Here is a 15,820-nt window from a genome sequence, read left to right as displayed (position 1 = left end):
TTGAACATGATGGTGGTGATGACGATGTGCGAGCCACGCCTGGCCTGGAGGTAAGCGGGGATCAGCGCCCAGAGCGCGCCAACGAGCGCGGAGGCGACGATGGCCAGCGGAAAGTTGACCCACCAGGGCAGCACGCTGTCGAAGGACAGGCAGACGATGGCGATGCCGAGGCCGGCAATATAGGCCTGCCCCTCGGTGCCGATGTTGAACAGGCCGCAATGCGCCGCCACCGCCACCGAAAGTCCGGTGAATATGAAAGTGGTGGCATAGAAGAGGGTGAAGGCGATGCCCGTTCCCTTGCCGAAAGCGCCCTCGACCAGAATGACGGCGGCGCGGAACGGATTTTCACCGACCAGGAGCACGACGAAGCCGGCGACGATGAAGGCCACGGACAGATTGATCAGCGGGATCAGCCCGTAGTCGGCCCAGGCCGGCAATTTGGCGTAAGGCGTGCTCATGCCGCGGCCTCCTGCTCGACGCCGGCCATCAGCAGGCCGAGCTCGCCTTCGGTCGCTTCCGGGCCGCGCTCGCCGACAATGCGGCCGGCGAACATCACCAGGATCCTGTCGGAGAGCGAGCGGATCTCGTCGAGCTCGACCGAGACGACAAGCACCGCCTTGCCCTGGTCGCGCATGGCGATCAGGCGCTTGTGGATGAACTCGATGGCGCCGACATCGACGCCGCGCGTCGGCTGGCCGACGATGAGAACGCCGGGGTCCTGCTCGATCTCGCGCGCGAGCACGATCTTCTGCTGGTTGCCGCCGGAAAAATTGGCCGTCTTCAGCCGCGGATTGGCCGGGCGGATGTCGTATTTCTCGATCTTGTCCCTGGCATCGGCCATGATGGCGTCGATGTTGAGGAATGGTCCTTTGAGATAGCGCGGGTCGTCGTGATAGCCGAGGATCGAATTCTCGTTCTCCTCGAAGGCCAGCACCAGCCCGACATGGTGGCGGTCCTCCGGCACATGCGCCAGTCCCCGGTCGCGCAACTCACCGGGATCGGCGGCGCCGGTCAGATCTATCGGCTTGCCGTCGAGCATGACCGAGCCGGAAACCGCGCGCCTGATGCCTGAAATCGCCTCGAGCAGTTCCGATTGTCCGTTGCCGGCGACGCCGGCGATGCCGACGATCTCGCCGGCGCGCAGGTCGAAGGAAATGTCGTCGACCATGGTGACGCCACGGGAATCCTTCACCGTCAGGTTCTTGACCGCGAGCTTGACCGCGCCGGCTTCCGCCTCGCCCTTCTCGACCCTCAACAGCACGCGGCGTCCGACCATCAACTCGGCCAGCTCCTCGACAGTGGTTTTCCTGGTCTCGCGGGTCGCCACCATCGTGCCCTGGCGCATCACCGACACGGTGTCGGTGATGGCCATGATCTCGCGCAGCTTGTGGGTGATCAGCACCACCGTCTTTCCCTGGTCCTTCAATTGCTTGAGGATGCGGAAGAGGTGGTCGGCCTCGGCCGGCGTCAGCACGCCCGTCGGCTCGTCGAGGATCAGGATTTCGGCGCCGCGATAGAGCGCCTTGAGGATTTCGACACGCTGCTGCAGCCCGACCGGCAGTTCCTCGATGATGGCGTCGGGATCGACCTCCAGCCCGTATTCGCGCTCCAGCCGGTCCAGTTCGGAACGCGCCTTGGCTATGCTGCTCTTCAGAAGCGCGTCGTTCTCGGCGCCGAGGATGATGTTTTCCAGCACGGTGAAGTTGTCGACCAGCATGAAATGCTGATGCACCATGCCGATGCCGAGCGCGATCGCGTCGTTGGGCGTCTTGATCGATGCCGGCTTGCCGCCGACGCGAATTTCGCCGCTGTCGGCCTGGTAGAAACCGTAGAGGATCGACATCAGCGTCGACTTGCCGGCGCCGTTCTCGCCGACGATGCCGTGAATGGTGCCGCGCGCGATTTCGAGGTTGATGTCGCGGTTGGCGCGAACGGCGCCAAAACTCTTGTTGATGCCGATCAGTTCGATTGCGGCTTGCGCCATGCAGCCTGTCCCACTCTTATTTTTTATCGCTTGGTCAAAATGCCTAGCATGACCCTCCGCCCATGCCAATTGGCCGGAGCAGCGATCACTCTCGGCAAATCCCGGTGTGCTTGTCAATTTCCAACGTGGCCGAAGCCCTCACATTCGCTAATATGACCCGGCCGAACACGTGTGCGGCGCAAGACTAGGGACCTTCGCATGATCATGCCCGCCGACCGGTTGACGACGCTGGAAATCCGCGCCGCCGAGCAGGAAAAGACCATCGAGGAACTGTCCGGCCAGATCGCCGAGCAGTGGACGGTGATCGAGCGCATGCAGCGCAAGCTCGACGCGCTGACCGACCGTTTCCTGGCGCTGGAGGAACAGGCGGCACCCGACGTGCCGGTGACCAAGCCGCCGCACTGGTGAGGGAAGGGGAGGGCGCCTGTCATGGTCAGTGAAAGCGACCGCGTCGCCAGGGCCGGCGACTATGTGCTGGGCCTGATGAACGACAGGGAAAGGGAGCGCGCGGAGCGGGATCTCCAGATCGACCCGGCCTTCCGCGACACGGTCATGCGGCTGGCCGAGCGCATGCATGTCTTCGATCGAGTCGAAAAACACGCCTTACCCGCCAATCATTGGGAACTGGTGACGCAACGTCTCGCCGAATTGCCGCAGATGCGCAGCGTTGGACTCGGCAATGATGCCGGGGCGCGTCCGGTGATCCGAAGCCTGTCCCGGTCCCCGTACGGCGTCGCAGTGCATTCGCTCGGCGGCCGACGCGGATTTGTCGTCGCCGACATGCTGATCGCGGTCTTCGCGCTGGGGTATCTCGTAGGCCGGTTATAGCTGGATTTCGCGCGCCATCAGCAGCATTGCGCCACCTTCCTGCTCGAACTGCTCGACGACCACCCAACCAAGCCCGGCATAGAAATCACGCGCTTCCCAGGTATAGAGGTAGAGCCTCTGCACGCCGATCGACGCCGCATACGCTTCGATAGCCGCGACCAGCGCGCGGCCGATTCCTCGGCCTCTGTACGCGTCATCGACGACAAGGCCGGCCAGCCATGGCGTCAGCTTATGCGCGGGCTCCAATTCGTGGCGAACCAGCAGGCATGTCCCGACCGATACGTCGCCAATCCGCGCCACGAGCGCCGTCTCGAAGCCGTCCCCGGGCAGTAGCATGCGAAGCCCGGCGGCATCCTCGTCCGGCGTCCTTGCGGTGCTCTCGAAAAAGGCTGCGACGCGCAATCGCGCCATAGCCTCGACGTCGCGTTCGGTCATGGGTTCTATGATCGGCGTCACTCTGGCCTCGGTCGTCGGAAGTCTTCCAAAAACAAAACCGCCGGGACAGGCCCGGCGGTTCGCAAATTGGTGTTTGCCGATCAATACGGGCAGGCGTTGTCGGCCGTATAGTCGTGCACCTCGATCTTGCCGGCGATGATATCGGCCTTGGCCTTTTCGACGGCGGCCTTCATCTCGTCGGTCACCAGCGCCTTGTTGTTGTCGTCCATGGCGTAGTCGACGCCGCCTTCCTTGAGGCCGAGGTTCTCGAGCCCGCCCTTGAAGGTGCCGTTCTTGCCATCCATGAAGGCGTTGTAGACGGCAACGTCGACGCGCTTCATCATCGAGGTCAGCACCTTGCCGGGCTGCAGGCCGTTCTGGTTGGAATCGACGCCGATGCCGAGCTTGCCGGCATCCGCCGCCGCCTGCAGCACGCCGACGCCGGTGCCGCCGGCGGCGGCATAGACCACGTCGGAGCCCTGGTCGATCTGCGTCTTGGCGATTTCGCCGCCCTTGGCCGGGTCGTTCCAGGCGGCCGGCGTGTCACCGGTCATGTTCTGGATGACCTGGGTCGCGCCGGCTGCCTTGGCGCCGCCGACGTAGCCGCATTCGAACTTGCGGATCAGCGGGATGTCCATGCCGCCGATGAAGGAGACCTTCTTGGACTTCGAAGCCATCGCCGCCATGATGCCGACGAGGTAGGAGCCTTCATTCTCCTTGAAGACCAGCGAGCGGACATTAGGCAGGTCGACGGCATCGTCGATGATGGCGAAGTTGAGGTCGGGATAATCTTTCGCGACCGCTTTCAGCGCATCTTCCCAGGCAAAGCCGGCCATGACGATCGGGTTGCGGCCGTCCTCGGCGAAGCGGCGCAGGGCCTGCTCGCGCTGCGAAGCGTTGGAGACTTCGAACTCGACATAGGCAATGCCGGTCTCGGTCTTGAATTTCTCGGCGCCGTGATAGGCGGCCTCGTTGAAGGACTTGTCGAACTTGCCGCCCAGATCATAGAGGATGGCGGGCTGCACGTCCGCGGCGAAAGCCGGAAGAACCATTGCGGTTGCGGCCAGGAGGCCGAGAACGATACGTTTCATGTGATCCACACCCTGTCGGTTATTTTTTCCGTTACGCCTCGCGTGACTGCCCGGTTCTGCGGCAGGCACGCGACGTCAGCCAGGAGTGTACTCCCTCCCGCTTGGCGGCAATCTGGCACGGCCCGAAACAAAACTCACGCGGAATTTTGACCTTTTGGAAAAGCATGCCAAGGGCGAACCGCGCGGCAACTCGGGCATGGCGCGCATGCCCGCTTTGCGAGAAGCAGGCCGCGCGGATCAGGTGGCCGCGAACCGTCCCGTGCGCGGCTGGCGCCTGTAGCCGATCGCGTAGAGCAGGAAGGCCAGCACCGCGAACACGGCAAAGCCGGGCTGGTTCAGCACCCAGGCGATGACGCCGTCCCACAGCAGCGGGCCGGCCTTGGCGCGCACGTAGGTTTCGAAAGCGGCCCGCGTATCCGGCGAAACGGCCAGCCAACTGGCGTTGAGCGGGGTCAGCACAAGGGCCGAAGCCGCCACCGTGCGGGTGGTGTCGAGCACCGCCATGATGACGGAAACCGACAGCGCGACCATTGCCGCAAGACGAAAGATGAAACGCAACATCAAGGCTCTCCCCCGGCGAAAACCGGACGTCTTCCAGCGGATCCGCTGCACATGTCCCAGGAGCAGAAATAGAATGGCAGCGGCCTCTCCGCAATCGCGATCCGCGAATTTGAAGGCGCGTGTCCGATCACCCTATACGGCTGGCTTGCGCGGGCGCCGGTGAACGAGCCAGACGGCAAGGATGCCGCCGGCAATGGCGCCGACCACCAGCCCCGCCAGGCCGATGAACACGGCGAAATAGCCGCAGCCGCCCTCGAAGCAGCTTACCTCGGCGACATCGGCGATCACCGAGCCGGCCAGAAAACCGCCAACGGCGCCGATGACGGCGCCAAGCAGGATGCCGAGCAGGGCGGCGACGATCGAAACATAGACCGGCGGCGCTTCGGTTTGCGGCTTGGCATAGACGGCCTCCGCGCCGGAGCCCCGGCGCAGCAGGTAGATGCAGAGCAGGCCGATGGCGATCTCGGCGCCGCCTATGAGCAGGCTCCTGGCGGTGAATACGAAAGACGGCATCGCAAGCACATAGGCTTGCCTCGCCAGCACCCAGACGATGAGCGCGACCTGCCAGATGGTGAACTGGCGCGGGAAGCGCGCCGAGCGGCCGAAGGCGAGGCCAAGCAGGTAAAGCCCCCACAGAACGGTGATGACATTGACCACGAGCCCGCCGAGGAAGAAGTAGAGGACCGCGTCGGGCAGGCTGGAACTTCCGAACAGCCACGACGCCGAAGCCAGACCGTAGAGCGACCACGCCATGACGATGACGAGCCAGCCCACGGGAACATAGGATAGGCCGTTGTCGGGGCCTCCGGCCGGTGTTTGTCCTGTGCCTGTCGTCATTGCGCGACGATGCTCCCCCGCAAAGTCCGCCGATCGCTCGGTCACGGGCACTCGACCGCCACGCCCGGGCGAAGTCAAGCATGCCCGGCCCTGCGGTCCCGGCTGTGCACATCATTCGGCGGCAAAGCTTGCAAAAACGCCACGCCGGCGAGGGAACCAGGCCCCGCATGACGGGTACGGTGAATAGACTGCCGTTATGGCTTGGCATTCGGCGCGGGATCGACTAGATGAGCCCCGCGCCTGTTGCTTTGACGGCTCAGGTGCGGGGAAGGACGCCAACTGGTTGGGCGGCGTCCATGGCGCGGAGATACCGCATCAGAGCCCCGAAGGAGACGCATCTCCCCAACCCGCGCGGCGAAACCGGCCGGCGCGAAGGCAACGACGGAGAGGTGGCCGAGTGGTTGAAGGCGCACGCCTGGAAAGTGTGTTTACGGGAAACCGTAACGCGGGTTCGAATCCCGCTCTCTCCGCCATAATTTTCCTAATAATATAATAAGTTCAATAATTTAATGGAATTGCAAGGTCGCTAAAGCTGAAACATTCCTGATTTGTGTAACAAGCCGCTACGAATCCGCTTAGTGCGCCATGCCATCGACAAGGCGGACTTCTCCCGGGCGGAGGCGGTGCGCTAAGCGGAGCCACCGGTTTCAGTTGGAATTGAAGAGGCTGCCATCCTCGAAAGAATAACTATCAGGTTTTGAGGCTAACTCCTTCTCATCCCCTAGCTCATGGCTACGGATGGAACCCGATGGGCTTCGAGCGGAGTGTTGCATGTGAGATTCTCCAGACCCTGCGAAGTGACAACGAAACAGTCGCCGACATTTGCGCCTGCCACTAAGGGTTCGAGCCATTGAGAGTGAAGGACAAAAACCATGCCCTCTTCCAGCCGGTCGTAATTGTTCGACGAGATGTTGTACAGCGGCATGCCTGGAAGCCCGACCTCGTGTCCGAGATTCGGGTTGTGCGGGCCGTGCTGCGCGGGATAGACATGGTTCAACCGGCGACCCTGCCGCTCCCAATCCGCGTCGTGGACATGGCGCCGCTCGATGGTTCTCGGAGATCCATCAGGCATCGATTCCCAATTGAACGGCATGGTCCTCGCTGCGGCATCGGCAAGGTATCCCCGCTCGATGAAGGGGGAGAATGAAGCTTCGTTGATATCGCGGATCAGCATTCCCGGCCGCGCGATAGCTGCGGCGCGGCGAACGCCTTCCGAGCACATCACGAGCACCTCTTCCTGCTTCGCGGTAATGGCGCCTACCGCGATCATGCGAGCGCTTTGTGCAAAATAGCCGCGGTAGGTGACATTAGAGATATAAAGGTTGATCAGGTCACCCGGTGCCACAACGTGGCCATATGGCTTGCCGCAGTGTGTGCCGAAGCGATTGATACCTATCTGGTAGCCATCGCCGGTTTCACCGCCTCGAGACATCTGAGCAAAGGTGAAGGCAGCATAGATCTCATGATCGGTCACGCCCGGCTTGGTGACGTGGTAGGCGGCCTGTATTCCGATGTCGATCAGGGCCGACGCGGCGCGGAACAGTTCGATCTCTCGCGGGGATCTAATGCGTTGCATGCGATCTATGATGCCATTTTCGGGCATGAATTCAGCGCGAGGGACCGCCTCGCCGAGTTGCTGCCAATAGGGTATTGATGTGTCGTCGCCGATCAGCCCGATCCGACCAGCCGCAAGTCCCAGGCTGACCAGCCTGTCCTGAACGGCATCGATTGCTTTCTGTCGGGCAGATCCTGGCCTGTCTGCGTACTCCCGTCCCCAACAGCCGACCTGCGAAATTTTTTCGACGAGAACAGGCTCTCCGCCAGGCGGCAGGATGACGGAATCGCTGAAGAACGAGATCAACTGCATATCCTTGTCGTCATCCGTGGGTATGATCAGAAAGCCTTCACGTGACCAATCACAAATGTAACGGAGGTAAGAATTCGACGTGTGGTACCAGCCCACGTCGTCGGCATGGACAATCAGCGCGTCATATTCGCCGACAATGGCCGCGCGCCTGATGCGGCGCAATCGATCAGCGAACTCCGCCTCCGGTAACGGGTCGACCGGCACGAACTCGAAGCTGGGCTCAAATCCGGCGAGAAGCTTCTCGGTTTTGCTGTAAGTCATGCTTCGCCGTCCGATTCAGAGGCTTTGAGTGTCGATGATGTCGTCATAGGCCACCGGCGTCTCGATAAGCCCGTACGCCGCGATCATGCCCTGGTAGCGCATGAACGGCTCCGGCCTCACGCGCAGGTCCGGGGACCATGTTCCATGCGATTTCATACGATCGATGCTGGCGGCCAAGACCGAAACTGACACGGCCTTGAAATCGGGGGCGATCAGCTTCGCAATGTCTGCGCCGGTATGTGATTCCATCCAGCGGGCGGCTGCGGAAAGTGCCGCCACGAAACCGGTGATATCCGACCTCCTTTCACTTAGAACCCGCGGCGCCGTGTAGTACACGCTCCAAGGGACCTCTCCAGCCATGAGGGAGAAGTCGGCGGCGACATGGAAACCCTCGTTCAACAGTTCCTCGGCGAGCGGAGAATAGGTGAGGTAGTAGTCGGTAAAGCCACTTCTCCAGAGACGGTTTGTAGTGGATTCATCCAGATCGCGAATGAAGGTGATCCGCCCGGTGTCTATCCCGGCCTCGCGCAAGACACCTTTGAAGAACATCCACTGGCTGGTCGACGAGGCGGGCAGAAGCACCTTCTTTCCGTAGAGGTCGCTCCATTTGAACCGAGGCTGAGGACCGCGCGCGATCAGGACCTGGGTGTTGAAACCGCAAAGCTGGGCGAAGATACGGATCTCTTCGAGCCGTCCCCGATACATCAGCGGTATCCAGACGCCGCCGCGGGCAATGTCGGCGCGGCCCTCGGCCAGGACGTCGGCCAGCCAAGAACCGCCTGGACCGGAATTATAGTTCACATCGATCGTAAGTCCGTGCTCGGCAAACAGGCCGAGATGCTGCGCGACATGATGTGGCACATAAGTGATATGCTCTTCCGCGATCAGCCGAAGGGTTCTCATTCAGAAGCTCCTGTAGTCTGCCAAGGTGTTAGTCGGCTTTGGCGCGTCGGGACTTATGACGGGCAAATATTTCGTGCGCGACGGCGCCGATAAGGGTCAGCGAAACGATCAAGACGGCCAGAGCACTGATTTCAGGCGTGAGACCCACGCGAATGCGACCGGCGAGAACTGTGGTAAGTGTCTTTTGCGCCAGTATCGTAAAAGTGGTCGCGTTGAACTCTTCGATCGACGACAGCAGGGAAAGCACGACGGACGATATGAGCGCCGGGCGCAGGAAAGGCAGCGTGATGCTGGTGAAGATTTGGAGCGGACTTGCGCCTAGGTCCAGCGCAGCCTCTTCCTGGCTGGGGTCGAAGCGCTGAAGTCGAGCGAGTATGATCAGCATGCAGAGCGTGGACACGAAAGTGGTTTGCGCGGCGACGCTGAGAAACAGGCCATTGTACAAGAAGGTCAGGCCAATCTGTCGCGTGGTTTCACGCCAGAAGACGACGGTCGCAACGCCGGTGATGATGCCGGGGGTCAGCATCGGTGAGATCGCAACCAGATAGTAGATGGCGCGAAAGCGGGCCTGCAATTGACTCATCACAATGGCGGCGGCCAGCCCGATCGGTACGGACAGAGCCGTTACCGCGAGTGCGATTATCAGGCTATTGCCCAATCCCTCGATCAGATCGTAGCTGATCATGAGCTTGCTGAACCATGCGAAGGTAAATCCCTCGATCGGCCAGGCCTGTGGATAGCTTGGCGTATTGAAAGCGGAGGCCGTCATGACAAGCAGCGGCGCCATCAACAAGAACAGAAACAGCGCTAGATACGCGCGGAAGGTGACGCGGCGGAAAATATCGGCACTCATGGCGCGATCTGCCCGAGCTTAAGCTTGAAGAGCCGCAGCGTGACCAGCACGAAAATCACGCAGCCGACGAGCAGGATGAACGCATAGGCGGCGCCTTGCGGCCAGTTGAGCGCCTGATAGAAGCGATTGTAGATCACCGGCGTGAACCACAGTGTCCGAGGTCCGCCGAGGATCAGCGGCGCCGCGAGCGAGCCGACGCAGGCCATGAATGTCAGCGCGCATCCCGAAGCGATGCCGGGCTTTGCATGCGGCATCACGACGAAAGCATGGACATGCCACCAGGGAGCACCGAGATCACGGGCTGCCTCGATCTGGTTTTTGTCAAGGCTCTCCAGAGCGTTGTAGAGCGTGAAGACCATCACCAGAATGCAGGAGTAGCTCAACCCCCAATACAAGCCGACATCATTGCCCACGAAATCAACCGGCTGGCTGATCATCCCGGTGGAGAGGAGCAGTGTGTTGACGATGCCGGAGTTGGACAGAAGTAAACGAATCGCGAAGACGCGAAGAACTTCGTTTATCCAATATGGCAGGATCAGGAAGACAAACAGGAGCCGCAGCCGTTGAGGGAGCGCCGATTGCGCCATATAGAATGCGAGCGGATAACACAGGATGAAGTTCAAAAGCGTGACGAAGACACTGGCGACGATCGTGATGCCGTAGGCTCGAAGATGCAGGAAGTTGTAACCGTCGGGGGACCCGGGCGGGCCGAAGAGGAAGTAGCGATAGTTGTCGAGCGTGTAGACGTCGCCAGGCCCGCCGATCTGTCTGGGTGACAGGTTCGGATGGAACGACAACTCGATCATCGCCACTTGCGGAAATATGATCGTGAGAAACGTCCAGCAGGCTACCGCCGCAATCAGAAAGATCGCCACCACGATCCCGTTGCGTTGGAAGAAGCCGGGACCGACCGCCTTTCCCGAGCGTCGATCGTAAAAGCTGCTTGCCAGAAGCAGAACGGTCACCAGCAACGGAAGAAGCAACATGACCGACTGTACCGATGTGCTTCTCATGGCCGCACACCATCGGTCGCGATGACGGTTCCCTCTTCCCTGCCGAACCCGAAACCGAGTTGGTCCCCAACGGCAGGGTTGAGTGCCCGGCTTGTCGGCACACGGGCCAACATCGTCTCCCCGTTGGTCATCTTCAGCGTTATTTGCGAGGTGCTGCCTTCATAGGATATCTCGACGATCTCAGCGGCGAGGGCCGAAGCTGACGGCTGAATCTGTATCGATTCAGGCCGGATGAAGAAGGCCGCCTCCTGGCCCGGCCTCAGGCTTCCCGTGCGCCGACCCGTCAGATCGCCGAGCGGCGTTTCCAGCACGGCCTGGTTGTCGTGGACTTCCTTGACCCGGCCGTGGACGATATTGTTTTCGCCGACGAACGAGGCGACGAACGGAGTCTCGGGAGCATCGTAAACGCCGCGGGCGGTCCCGACCTGTTCGATCCGCCCCGCGTTCATCACCGCAACCCGGTCCGACATCGCCAGAGCTTCGCCTTGGTCATGAGTGATGTAGACAAATGTAATTCCGATCCGACGCTGGATCGCGCGCAATTCGGCTCTCATGTGCTGGCGCAACTTGAGATCCAGCGCGGACAGCGGTTCGTCCAACAGGAGAACGGACGGTTCGACGGCAAGGGCACGCGCAATCGCGACGCGTTGCTTTTGGCCGCCGGACAACTCGTGAATCTTCTTCCCGCCCTGCCCAGGCAAGGAAACGAGATCCAGGAGGCGTTCCACCGTTGTTTGGCGGGCGTGGCGCGCCACGCCTCGGACCCGCAGCCCATAGCCGATATTCTCGGCAACCGACATTAGCGGAAACAGAGCGAGATTCTGGAACACCAGGGCGGTGGGACGCGCATTCGGCCCCTTCCGCCGCACGTCGACCCCACCAATGCTGACCTGTCCGCTGGTAGGTTGAAGGAATCCCGAGATTGCCCGTAACAACGTTGTTTTTCCGCATCCCGAGGGTCCCAGGAAACTGAAAAACTCACCAGACTCGATATGGAGGTTCGTTCGATGAACCGCAGTAAATTCACCAAAGCGTATCTCCACATCACGCAGACTGACGCTTCCGCGCCCTGGGTGACCCTCCACGGGGATAGCGTCAGGCGTAGCATTGGATGTCATCATATCAGGCAGCAACCGAATTCAGACCGAAGCGCGAATTATGCCTTCCGACATAATCATGCCGCCTTGAATCGCTCGGAATACTCGTTGCGTATAGTCCCGTACCAAGCGGGCTCTTCCTGGCGATTCCATAGCTTCGACAATGCGTCCTCAGGGTACGCCTCGGCGAAGTTTTTCTTGGTTTCCTCAGAAAGGAACGCATCCACTCCTTGCATGACGCCATTGTAACCGGAGCCTTCTGCCACCATGCCCGAGATCTCGGGCGTGTAGAGGAACTTGAGGAACTCGTATGTCTCTCCAGAATTCGCAGCATTGGCCACGATCGACAGCCCGTCGATCCAAGACTGGGCGCCTTCCCGGGGAGCCATGTAGCGAACGGGTTTTCCTTCGCGCTTGAGCGCGAAGCAGGGCCCGTCCCATACTTGGCCGATTACACAGCCATTCTCCATGAAGCCCGATTTAACCACGTCGGACGTCTCAAAGAACTGCCGGACCTGAGTCTTCTTCGAGACGGCAAAGGCGAGGAGTTCTTCGTAGATCTTTCTCATCGTGCTTTCGTCCTTGTAGCTATCCAGCATCCGGTTGGAAGGCAGCTTGCCGGAGGCGTCGAACCAAAGTCCGATGCCGAGCAAGAGGGTATCCGGCTTACCTTGCATCTTGCCAACATACTCGTCCTGCCAGAGCGTGCCGTAGCTCAACGTCCTGTATTCCAGCGTAGTCAGGTCGCTTCGCCAGCCGATTGCCTCCGTGCCCCAGCAATGCGGGAGCGAGTAAAGGCCGCCGTCGAAATGCCAGGCCTTCATGCCATCCATCACCGCGGGAAGAATCCTGTCGACCGGCACCTTGTTGGTATCTATCGGCGCGAGCACGCCAAGGTCTCTGAACTGGGCAGCACGATCGACGGTCGGCTGGCAAAGATCGAACCCTTCCCCGCCGGTCGCCATCAGCTTGTTCATCTGCTCCTCATTCGAGGAAAACGGGGTGATCTTGATCTGAATTCCCGTCTTCTTTGCAAAGAGATCGATTATGGCTTGGGGCATCTCCTCGGCCCAGCCCAAGAGGTTGATCTGCCCCGCCGCTCTGGCCCGGCGGACCAGATATGGCGCCGCTAACACGGTAGCCGTCGCGCCCATTGCGCTTGCGATAAGGCGCCGCCTGTTGATGCGATTGGCAACCGCCGAATTTCGCAAAACCGATTCCGAATTGATTGTGCTCATTTTCGAGTTCCCCTTATTGTCGTAGATTATTATCGTAACTTGTAGACAAAAATCCATCGATATGGCAACAGTTTTCTCGCGGATGGTTGATTTCCATGAAAGCCGGGCGGCCAAATTCAATGACGAGACCAGCTAGAGTGCCACAGAAAATCGGCTGGAGCAGTCAACGATCCCCCACCCGTGGCTTCTTCCGGGCTGATCATTCGCCGTCACCAAAAAGGAATAACTTTGTAGACAAAACCGCATAACAGCGATACGCGTCCGCAGGTGCACCCTCATATGAAGATTCTGATCATCAATCCCAACACGACCGCTTCGATGACGGCGAAGATCGATCTCGCCGCTCGCAAAACTGCCAGTGCCGATACTGCGATTACCACCGTCAACCCGTTCTTCGGTCCTCCCAGTATCGAGGGCTATTATGATCAGGCCTTTGCCGTGCCGGGTCTCATCGACCAAATTCACCACAATGGCGGTCACGCCGACGCCGTCATCATTGGGTGCTTCGACGATACTGGGTTGGATGCTGCACGATGCGTTTCGGTCGGCCCCGTGATCGGGATTGGCGAGGCAGCGTTTCACATGGCAAGCCTCGTTTCGGGACGCTTCAGCGTCGTGACGACACTAAGGCAGTCGGTACCGGCCATCGAACAAAACCTTGTTCGCTATGGACTATCCTCGCGTTGTTCGTCGGTTCGTGCGTGCGACGTGCCGGTCTTGGAACTGGAACGCCCAGGTTCGGCAGCTCAAGAGAGGGTCGCGGATCAAATCAGCCGAGCGCTGAGCGAAGACAATGCTGAGGCGATCGTTCTTGGCTGTGCTGGAATGGCGGAACTGGCGCAAGCGATGAGCCAGCGCTTCCGGGCTCCGGTGCTTGAAGGCGTCTCGTGCGCAGTACAGCTTTGCGAAGGACTGATCCGTTTAGGATTGTCGACTACTTCTCTGGGGGGCTATCAAAGACCGCGCCCCAAAAGCTTCTCTGGAATATTTTCTTCGTTCTCGCCAGCATGATCATGTCCCGAGGCATCGAGTTCAACACGTCGCCAAACCCTATGAAAACACTCGCTCACAAACAATCAGACGCCCAACCGGTGAGTTGGGCGCCAGTCTATCAAGCCCTGAGAGAGGCTATCATCAGTCATCAAATACCCCCTGGAACAAAACTCCCAGAGGATGAACTGTCATCAATTTATTCCGTCGGACGAGCCCTTATCAGACCAGCGCTGCAGGCGCTCGCACATGACAAGCTGGTTCGGCTGGAGCCAAATCGCGGTGCTTTCGTAGCTCAACCATCTAAGCAGGAGGCTCGCGAGATATTTGAAGCGCGCGCGCTCATCGAACCTAAGGTCGCCGCGTTGGCTGCACAGGTTGCTACCCCTGCAGCCATAAAAGAACTCCGATTACATTTGGAGCATGAGCACTCTGCGACCCAGGCTCATGATGATGGCGCTGCGATCAAGCTATCGGCCGGTTTTCATATGGCGATCGCGGATATTGCGGCACATTCGATATTTGCCAGTTATGTATATGACCTATTGTCACGATCTTCGCTCATAGTCGCCCTCTACTGGAAGCGACGCGACGCGACGTGCGAAAGCCACGCCCATCATGCTCTTGTGGAGGCCATAGCGAACCATAAACCAGACGATGCAGCAAATTTGATGAGGAGCCACCTTGTCGATTTGCTGTCAGGATTGGATTTGGAGCTTGTCAGCAAGCAGGACAGAACTCTCTCAGATATGTTACGCAAGTAATCCGCTTTAGAGATCCATCGGAAATTGATCTCCCGTATGGGTAGGCAACCATTTTTGGCCTATACCCCTCTCTCCGCCATCCCGCTTCGCTGTCCGAGCTTCGCAGGATAGGCGCACGCCATCTTTCCGCCATTCTCACCAGCAGTCACCACTTCGTGTAAATTCGGGCAATTCGTAGCCGCGCTTTTTAAGCTATATTGTTTCCCTTGGGGGGAAATCATGCCGGATATCAGCCGAAGCAAACCTGTGTCCTGGATGCCGTTCCGGGTGTTGTCCGCCCTGCTGATCCTGCCTTTCGTCTGGCGGCTCTGTATTCCGGGCGGTGAATTCGCCAGCAGGGGCGTGGTCTGGCTGGATATCCTCCTCAACCTGGCGCTGCTTGCCGGTCTCTATGGCACCCGCAAGGCCTTGCTGGGCGCCGCTCCAGCCGACGAACGCTGGAAGGTCGGCACACCGCTTTACTGGGCGGCGATGATATCTGGCGTCGGCATGCTTGCGATCCGTCTCAGCAGCAGCCATGGCTGGTGGACCGGTCATCTGACATAGGCGTTCGCGCCGTCCCGGTCGGATCAGTGAAAGGTCTCTGGAACCTCCTGCCGCGCGGTGCGTTTCATGGCGTCTGAATCATCAGATCCCGCCAGTCTATCCATCGAATTCCATTTTCCGAACCCGTGGCAACAGGAGCCTGCTTCATGCACGACAAGGTGTTTCACTCACCCGTTTGGTTGTCCGTCGGCCTCGGCTTCAAGCGTGAGATTTCGTCGCTGGCCGAAATGCACGATTTCCTCACCGACTGGACCACGGCCCGCCGCGGCCCTCTCTATCGCAACGCGGTCGAGGCGTGCGGGCTGGCTCTGGAAGGCTGCATCACCAGGGACGAGGCCCGGCATGCCCTGGTCGAGTTCGCCGATGCCACCGGCATCCTCTGGCCGGAGATCGAGCCGCTCATCGTGGCGCGCGCCGTCGCGCGCGGCTACGGCGGTTACGCTGCCTGACGAGATCGTGGTGGCTATCCGTCAAGCCGCCACCGGAAGCCCGGCTCCGCCCTCCCGAGCCGGGCTTTCCTATTTTCAGCGGGGTTGCCTGCGCGCAACAAAG

The 15,820-nt window shown here is 60.2% G+C and carries 17 protein-coding genes, 1 tRNA gene and 1 pseudogene; 7 read left to right on the top strand and 12 right to left on the bottom strand.

Annotation, left to right across the window (positions count from 1 at the left end):
* Nucleotides 1-458, bottom strand: a pseudogene (locus tag J0I79_RS09315) (ABC transporter permease); the annotation flags it as partial.
* Entirely contained in the window at nt 455-1,984 is a 1,530-nt protein-coding gene (locus J0I79_RS09310; protein ID WP_292856732.1) for an ABC transporter ATP-binding protein, read from the bottom strand. The gene J0I79_RS09310 and the pseudogene J0I79_RS09315, both read right to left, overlap by 4 nt.
* A 201-nt stretch (nt 1,985-2,185) precedes the next feature.
* On the opposite strand from J0I79_RS09310, the gene J0I79_RS09305 reads away from it, so the two are divergent.
* Together J0I79_RS09305 and J0I79_RS09300 are read left to right on the top strand one after the other, a co-directional pair.
* The gene (locus J0I79_RS09305; RefSeq protein ID WP_292856865.1) at nt 2,186-2,392 is read left to right on the top strand and encodes a SlyX family protein; all 207 of its coding nucleotides are present in this window, start codon (nt 2,186-2,188) and stop codon (nt 2,390-2,392) included.
* 21 nt (nt 2,393-2,413) lie between these two features.
* On the top strand, nt 2,414-2,812 hold the full coding sequence (locus tag J0I79_RS09300; protein ID WP_292856730.1) for a hypothetical protein: 399 nt from the start codon (nt 2,414-2,416) through the stop codon (nt 2,810-2,812).
* Here the strand turns inward: J0I79_RS09300 and J0I79_RS09295 are convergent.
* The 4 genes from J0I79_RS09295 to J0I79_RS09280 all read right to left on the bottom strand — a co-directional run bounded on the left by J0I79_RS09295 (nt 2,807) and on the right by J0I79_RS09280 (nt 5,736).
* Nucleotides 2,807-3,247 (bottom strand): GNAT family N-acetyltransferase, encoded by a 441-nt coding sequence (locus tag J0I79_RS09295; protein WP_292856728.1) that lies wholly within the window; start codon nt 3,245-3,247, stop codon nt 2,807-2,809. The genes J0I79_RS09300 and J0I79_RS09295 overlap by 6 nt on opposite strands.
* 101 nt (nt 3,248-3,348) lie before the next feature.
* A complete protein-coding gene (locus J0I79_RS09290) occupies nt 3,349-4,338 on the bottom strand; it encodes a BMP family ABC transporter substrate-binding protein (protein WP_292856726.1) in 990 nt (329 codons plus the stop codon).
* Between the two features lie 237 nt (nt 4,339-4,575).
* On the bottom strand, nt 4,576-4,899 hold the full coding sequence (locus J0I79_RS09285) for a hypothetical protein (RefSeq protein WP_292856724.1): 324 nt from the start codon (nt 4,897-4,899) through the stop codon (nt 4,576-4,578).
* 132 nt (nt 4,900-5,031) lie between these two features.
* Entirely contained in the window at nt 5,032-5,736 is a 705-nt protein-coding gene (locus J0I79_RS09280) for a hypothetical protein (protein WP_292856722.1), read from the bottom strand.
* Between the two features lie 383 nt (nt 5,737-6,119).
* On the opposite strand from J0I79_RS09280, the gene J0I79_RS09275 reads away from it, so the two are divergent.
* A tRNA-Ser gene (locus J0I79_RS09275) sits at nt 6,120-6,209 on the top strand.
* A gap of 248 nt (nt 6,210-6,457) precedes the next feature.
* Here the strand turns inward: J0I79_RS09275 and J0I79_RS09270 are convergent.
* The 6 genes from J0I79_RS09270 to J0I79_RS09245 are packed head-to-tail and all read right to left on the bottom strand — an operon-like array spanning nt 6,458 to nt 12,968.
* Entirely contained in the window at nt 6,458-7,864 is a 1,407-nt protein-coding gene (locus J0I79_RS09270) for a Xaa-Pro peptidase family protein (protein ID WP_292856720.1), read from the bottom strand.
* Nucleotides 7,865-7,879: 15 nt separating this feature from the next.
* The gene (locus J0I79_RS09265) at nt 7,880-8,767 is read right to left on the bottom strand and encodes an ABC transporter substrate-binding protein (protein ID WP_292856718.1); all 888 of its coding nucleotides are present in this window, start codon (nt 8,765-8,767) and stop codon (nt 7,880-7,882) included.
* 28 nt (nt 8,768-8,795) lie between these two features.
* Complete coding sequence (locus J0I79_RS09260) at nt 8,796-9,620, bottom strand: ABC transporter permease subunit (RefSeq protein ID WP_292856716.1); 825 nt, start codon at nt 9,618-9,620, stop codon at nt 8,796-8,798.
* On the bottom strand, nt 9,617-10,633 hold the full coding sequence (locus J0I79_RS09255; RefSeq protein ID WP_292856714.1) for an ABC transporter permease: 1,017 nt from the start codon (nt 10,631-10,633) through the stop codon (nt 9,617-9,619). The genes J0I79_RS09260 and J0I79_RS09255 overlap by 4 nt, the downstream gene beginning before the upstream one ends.
* Nucleotides 10,630-11,751, bottom strand: a complete 1,122-nt coding sequence (locus J0I79_RS09250; RefSeq protein WP_292856863.1) for an ABC transporter ATP-binding protein — start codon at nt 11,749-11,751, stop codon at nt 10,630-10,632. Before J0I79_RS09250 ends, J0I79_RS09255 begins: the two co-directional genes overlap by 4 nt.
* Before the next feature lie 56 nt (nt 11,752-11,807).
* A complete protein-coding gene (locus J0I79_RS09245; RefSeq protein ID WP_292856712.1) occupies nt 11,808-12,968 on the bottom strand; it encodes an extracellular solute-binding protein in 1,161 nt (386 codons plus the stop codon).
* Between the two features lie 279 nt (nt 12,969-13,247).
* On the opposite strand from J0I79_RS09245, the gene J0I79_RS09240 reads away from it, so the two are divergent.
* From J0I79_RS09240 to J0I79_RS09225, 4 genes are all read left to right on the top strand, one after another.
* Nucleotides 13,248-13,979, top strand: a complete 732-nt coding sequence (locus tag J0I79_RS09240) for an aspartate/glutamate racemase family protein (protein WP_292856710.1) — start codon at nt 13,248-13,250, stop codon at nt 13,977-13,979.
* Between the two features lie 41 nt (nt 13,980-14,020).
* On the top strand, nt 14,021-14,722 hold the full coding sequence (locus tag J0I79_RS09235; protein WP_292856862.1) for a GntR family transcriptional regulator: 702 nt from the start codon (nt 14,021-14,023) through the stop codon (nt 14,720-14,722).
* Nucleotides 14,723-14,941: 219 nt separating this feature from the next.
* Entirely contained in the window at nt 14,942-15,268 is a 327-nt protein-coding gene (locus tag J0I79_RS09230; RefSeq protein ID WP_292856708.1) for a hypothetical protein, read from the top strand.
* 146 nt (nt 15,269-15,414) lie between these two features.
* The gene (locus J0I79_RS09225) at nt 15,415-15,717 is read left to right on the top strand and encodes a DUF982 domain-containing protein (protein ID WP_292856706.1); all 303 of its coding nucleotides are present in this window, start codon (nt 15,415-15,417) and stop codon (nt 15,715-15,717) included.
* Nucleotides 15,718-15,820 lie beyond the last annotated feature (103 nt).

Origin of the sequence: Mesorhizobium sp., from assembly GCF_017306585.1 — a bacterium.
Taxonomy (GTDB): Bacteria; Pseudomonadota; Alphaproteobacteria; order Rhizobiales; family Rhizobiaceae; genus Mesorhizobium.
The sequence above is the reverse complement of the archived record's forward strand: the minus strand, read 5'-3'. Positions and strand labels throughout refer to the sequence as shown.

Bases quoted from the DNA above. Each gene is read 5' to 3' on its own strand.
- J0I79_RS09290 (WP_292856726.1), bottom strand. From the start codon at position 4,338: ATGAAACGTATCGTTCTCGGCCTCCTGGCCGCAACCGCAATGGTTCTT.
- J0I79_RS09240 (WP_292856710.1), top strand. From the start codon at position 13,248: ATGAAGATTCTGATCATCAATCCCAACACGACCGCTTCGATGACGGCG.
- J0I79_RS09255 (WP_292856714.1), bottom strand. From the start codon at position 10,633: ATGAGAAGCACATCGGTACAGTCGGTCATGTTGCTTCTTCCGTTGCTG.
- J0I79_RS09295 (WP_292856728.1), bottom strand. From the start codon at position 3,247: ATGACCGAACGCGACGTCGAGGCTATGGCGCGATTGCGCGTCGCAGCC.
- J0I79_RS09270 (WP_292856720.1), bottom strand. From the start codon at position 7,864: ATGACTTACAGCAAAACCGAGAAGCTTCTCGCCGGATTTGAGCCCAGC.
- J0I79_RS09250 (WP_292856863.1), bottom strand. From the start codon at position 11,751: ATGACATCCAATGCTACGCCTGACGCTATCCCCGTGGAGGGTCACCCA.
- J0I79_RS09265 (WP_292856718.1), bottom strand. From the start codon at position 8,767: ATGAGAACCCTTCGGCTGATCGCGGAAGAGCATATCACTTATGTGCCA.
- J0I79_RS09225 (WP_292856706.1), top strand. From the start codon at position 15,415: ATGCACGACAAGGTGTTTCACTCACCCGTTTGGTTGTCCGTCGGCCTC.
- J0I79_RS09280 (WP_292856722.1), bottom strand. From the start codon at position 5,736: ATGACGACAGGCACAGGACAAACACCGGCCGGAGGCCCCGACAACGGC.
- J0I79_RS09235 (WP_292856862.1), top strand. From the start codon at position 14,021: ATGAAAACACTCGCTCACAAACAATCAGACGCCCAACCGGTGAGTTGG.
- J0I79_RS09300 (WP_292856730.1), top strand. From the start codon at position 2,414: ATGGTCAGTGAAAGCGACCGCGTCGCCAGGGCCGGCGACTATGTGCTG.
- J0I79_RS09245 (WP_292856712.1), bottom strand. From the start codon at position 12,968: ATGAGCACAATCAATTCGGAATCGGTTTTGCGAAATTCGGCGGTTGCC.
- J0I79_RS09285 (WP_292856724.1), bottom strand. From the start codon at position 4,899: ATGTTGCGTTTCATCTTTCGTCTTGCGGCAATGGTCGCGCTGTCGGTT.
- J0I79_RS09310 (WP_292856732.1), bottom strand. From the start codon at position 1,984: ATGGCGCAAGCCGCAATCGAACTGATCGGCATCAACAAGAGTTTTGGC.
- J0I79_RS09260 (WP_292856716.1), bottom strand. From the start codon at position 9,620: ATGAGTGCCGATATTTTCCGCCGCGTCACCTTCCGCGCGTATCTAGCG.
- J0I79_RS09230 (WP_292856708.1), top strand. From the start codon at position 14,942: ATGCCGGATATCAGCCGAAGCAAACCTGTGTCCTGGATGCCGTTCCGG.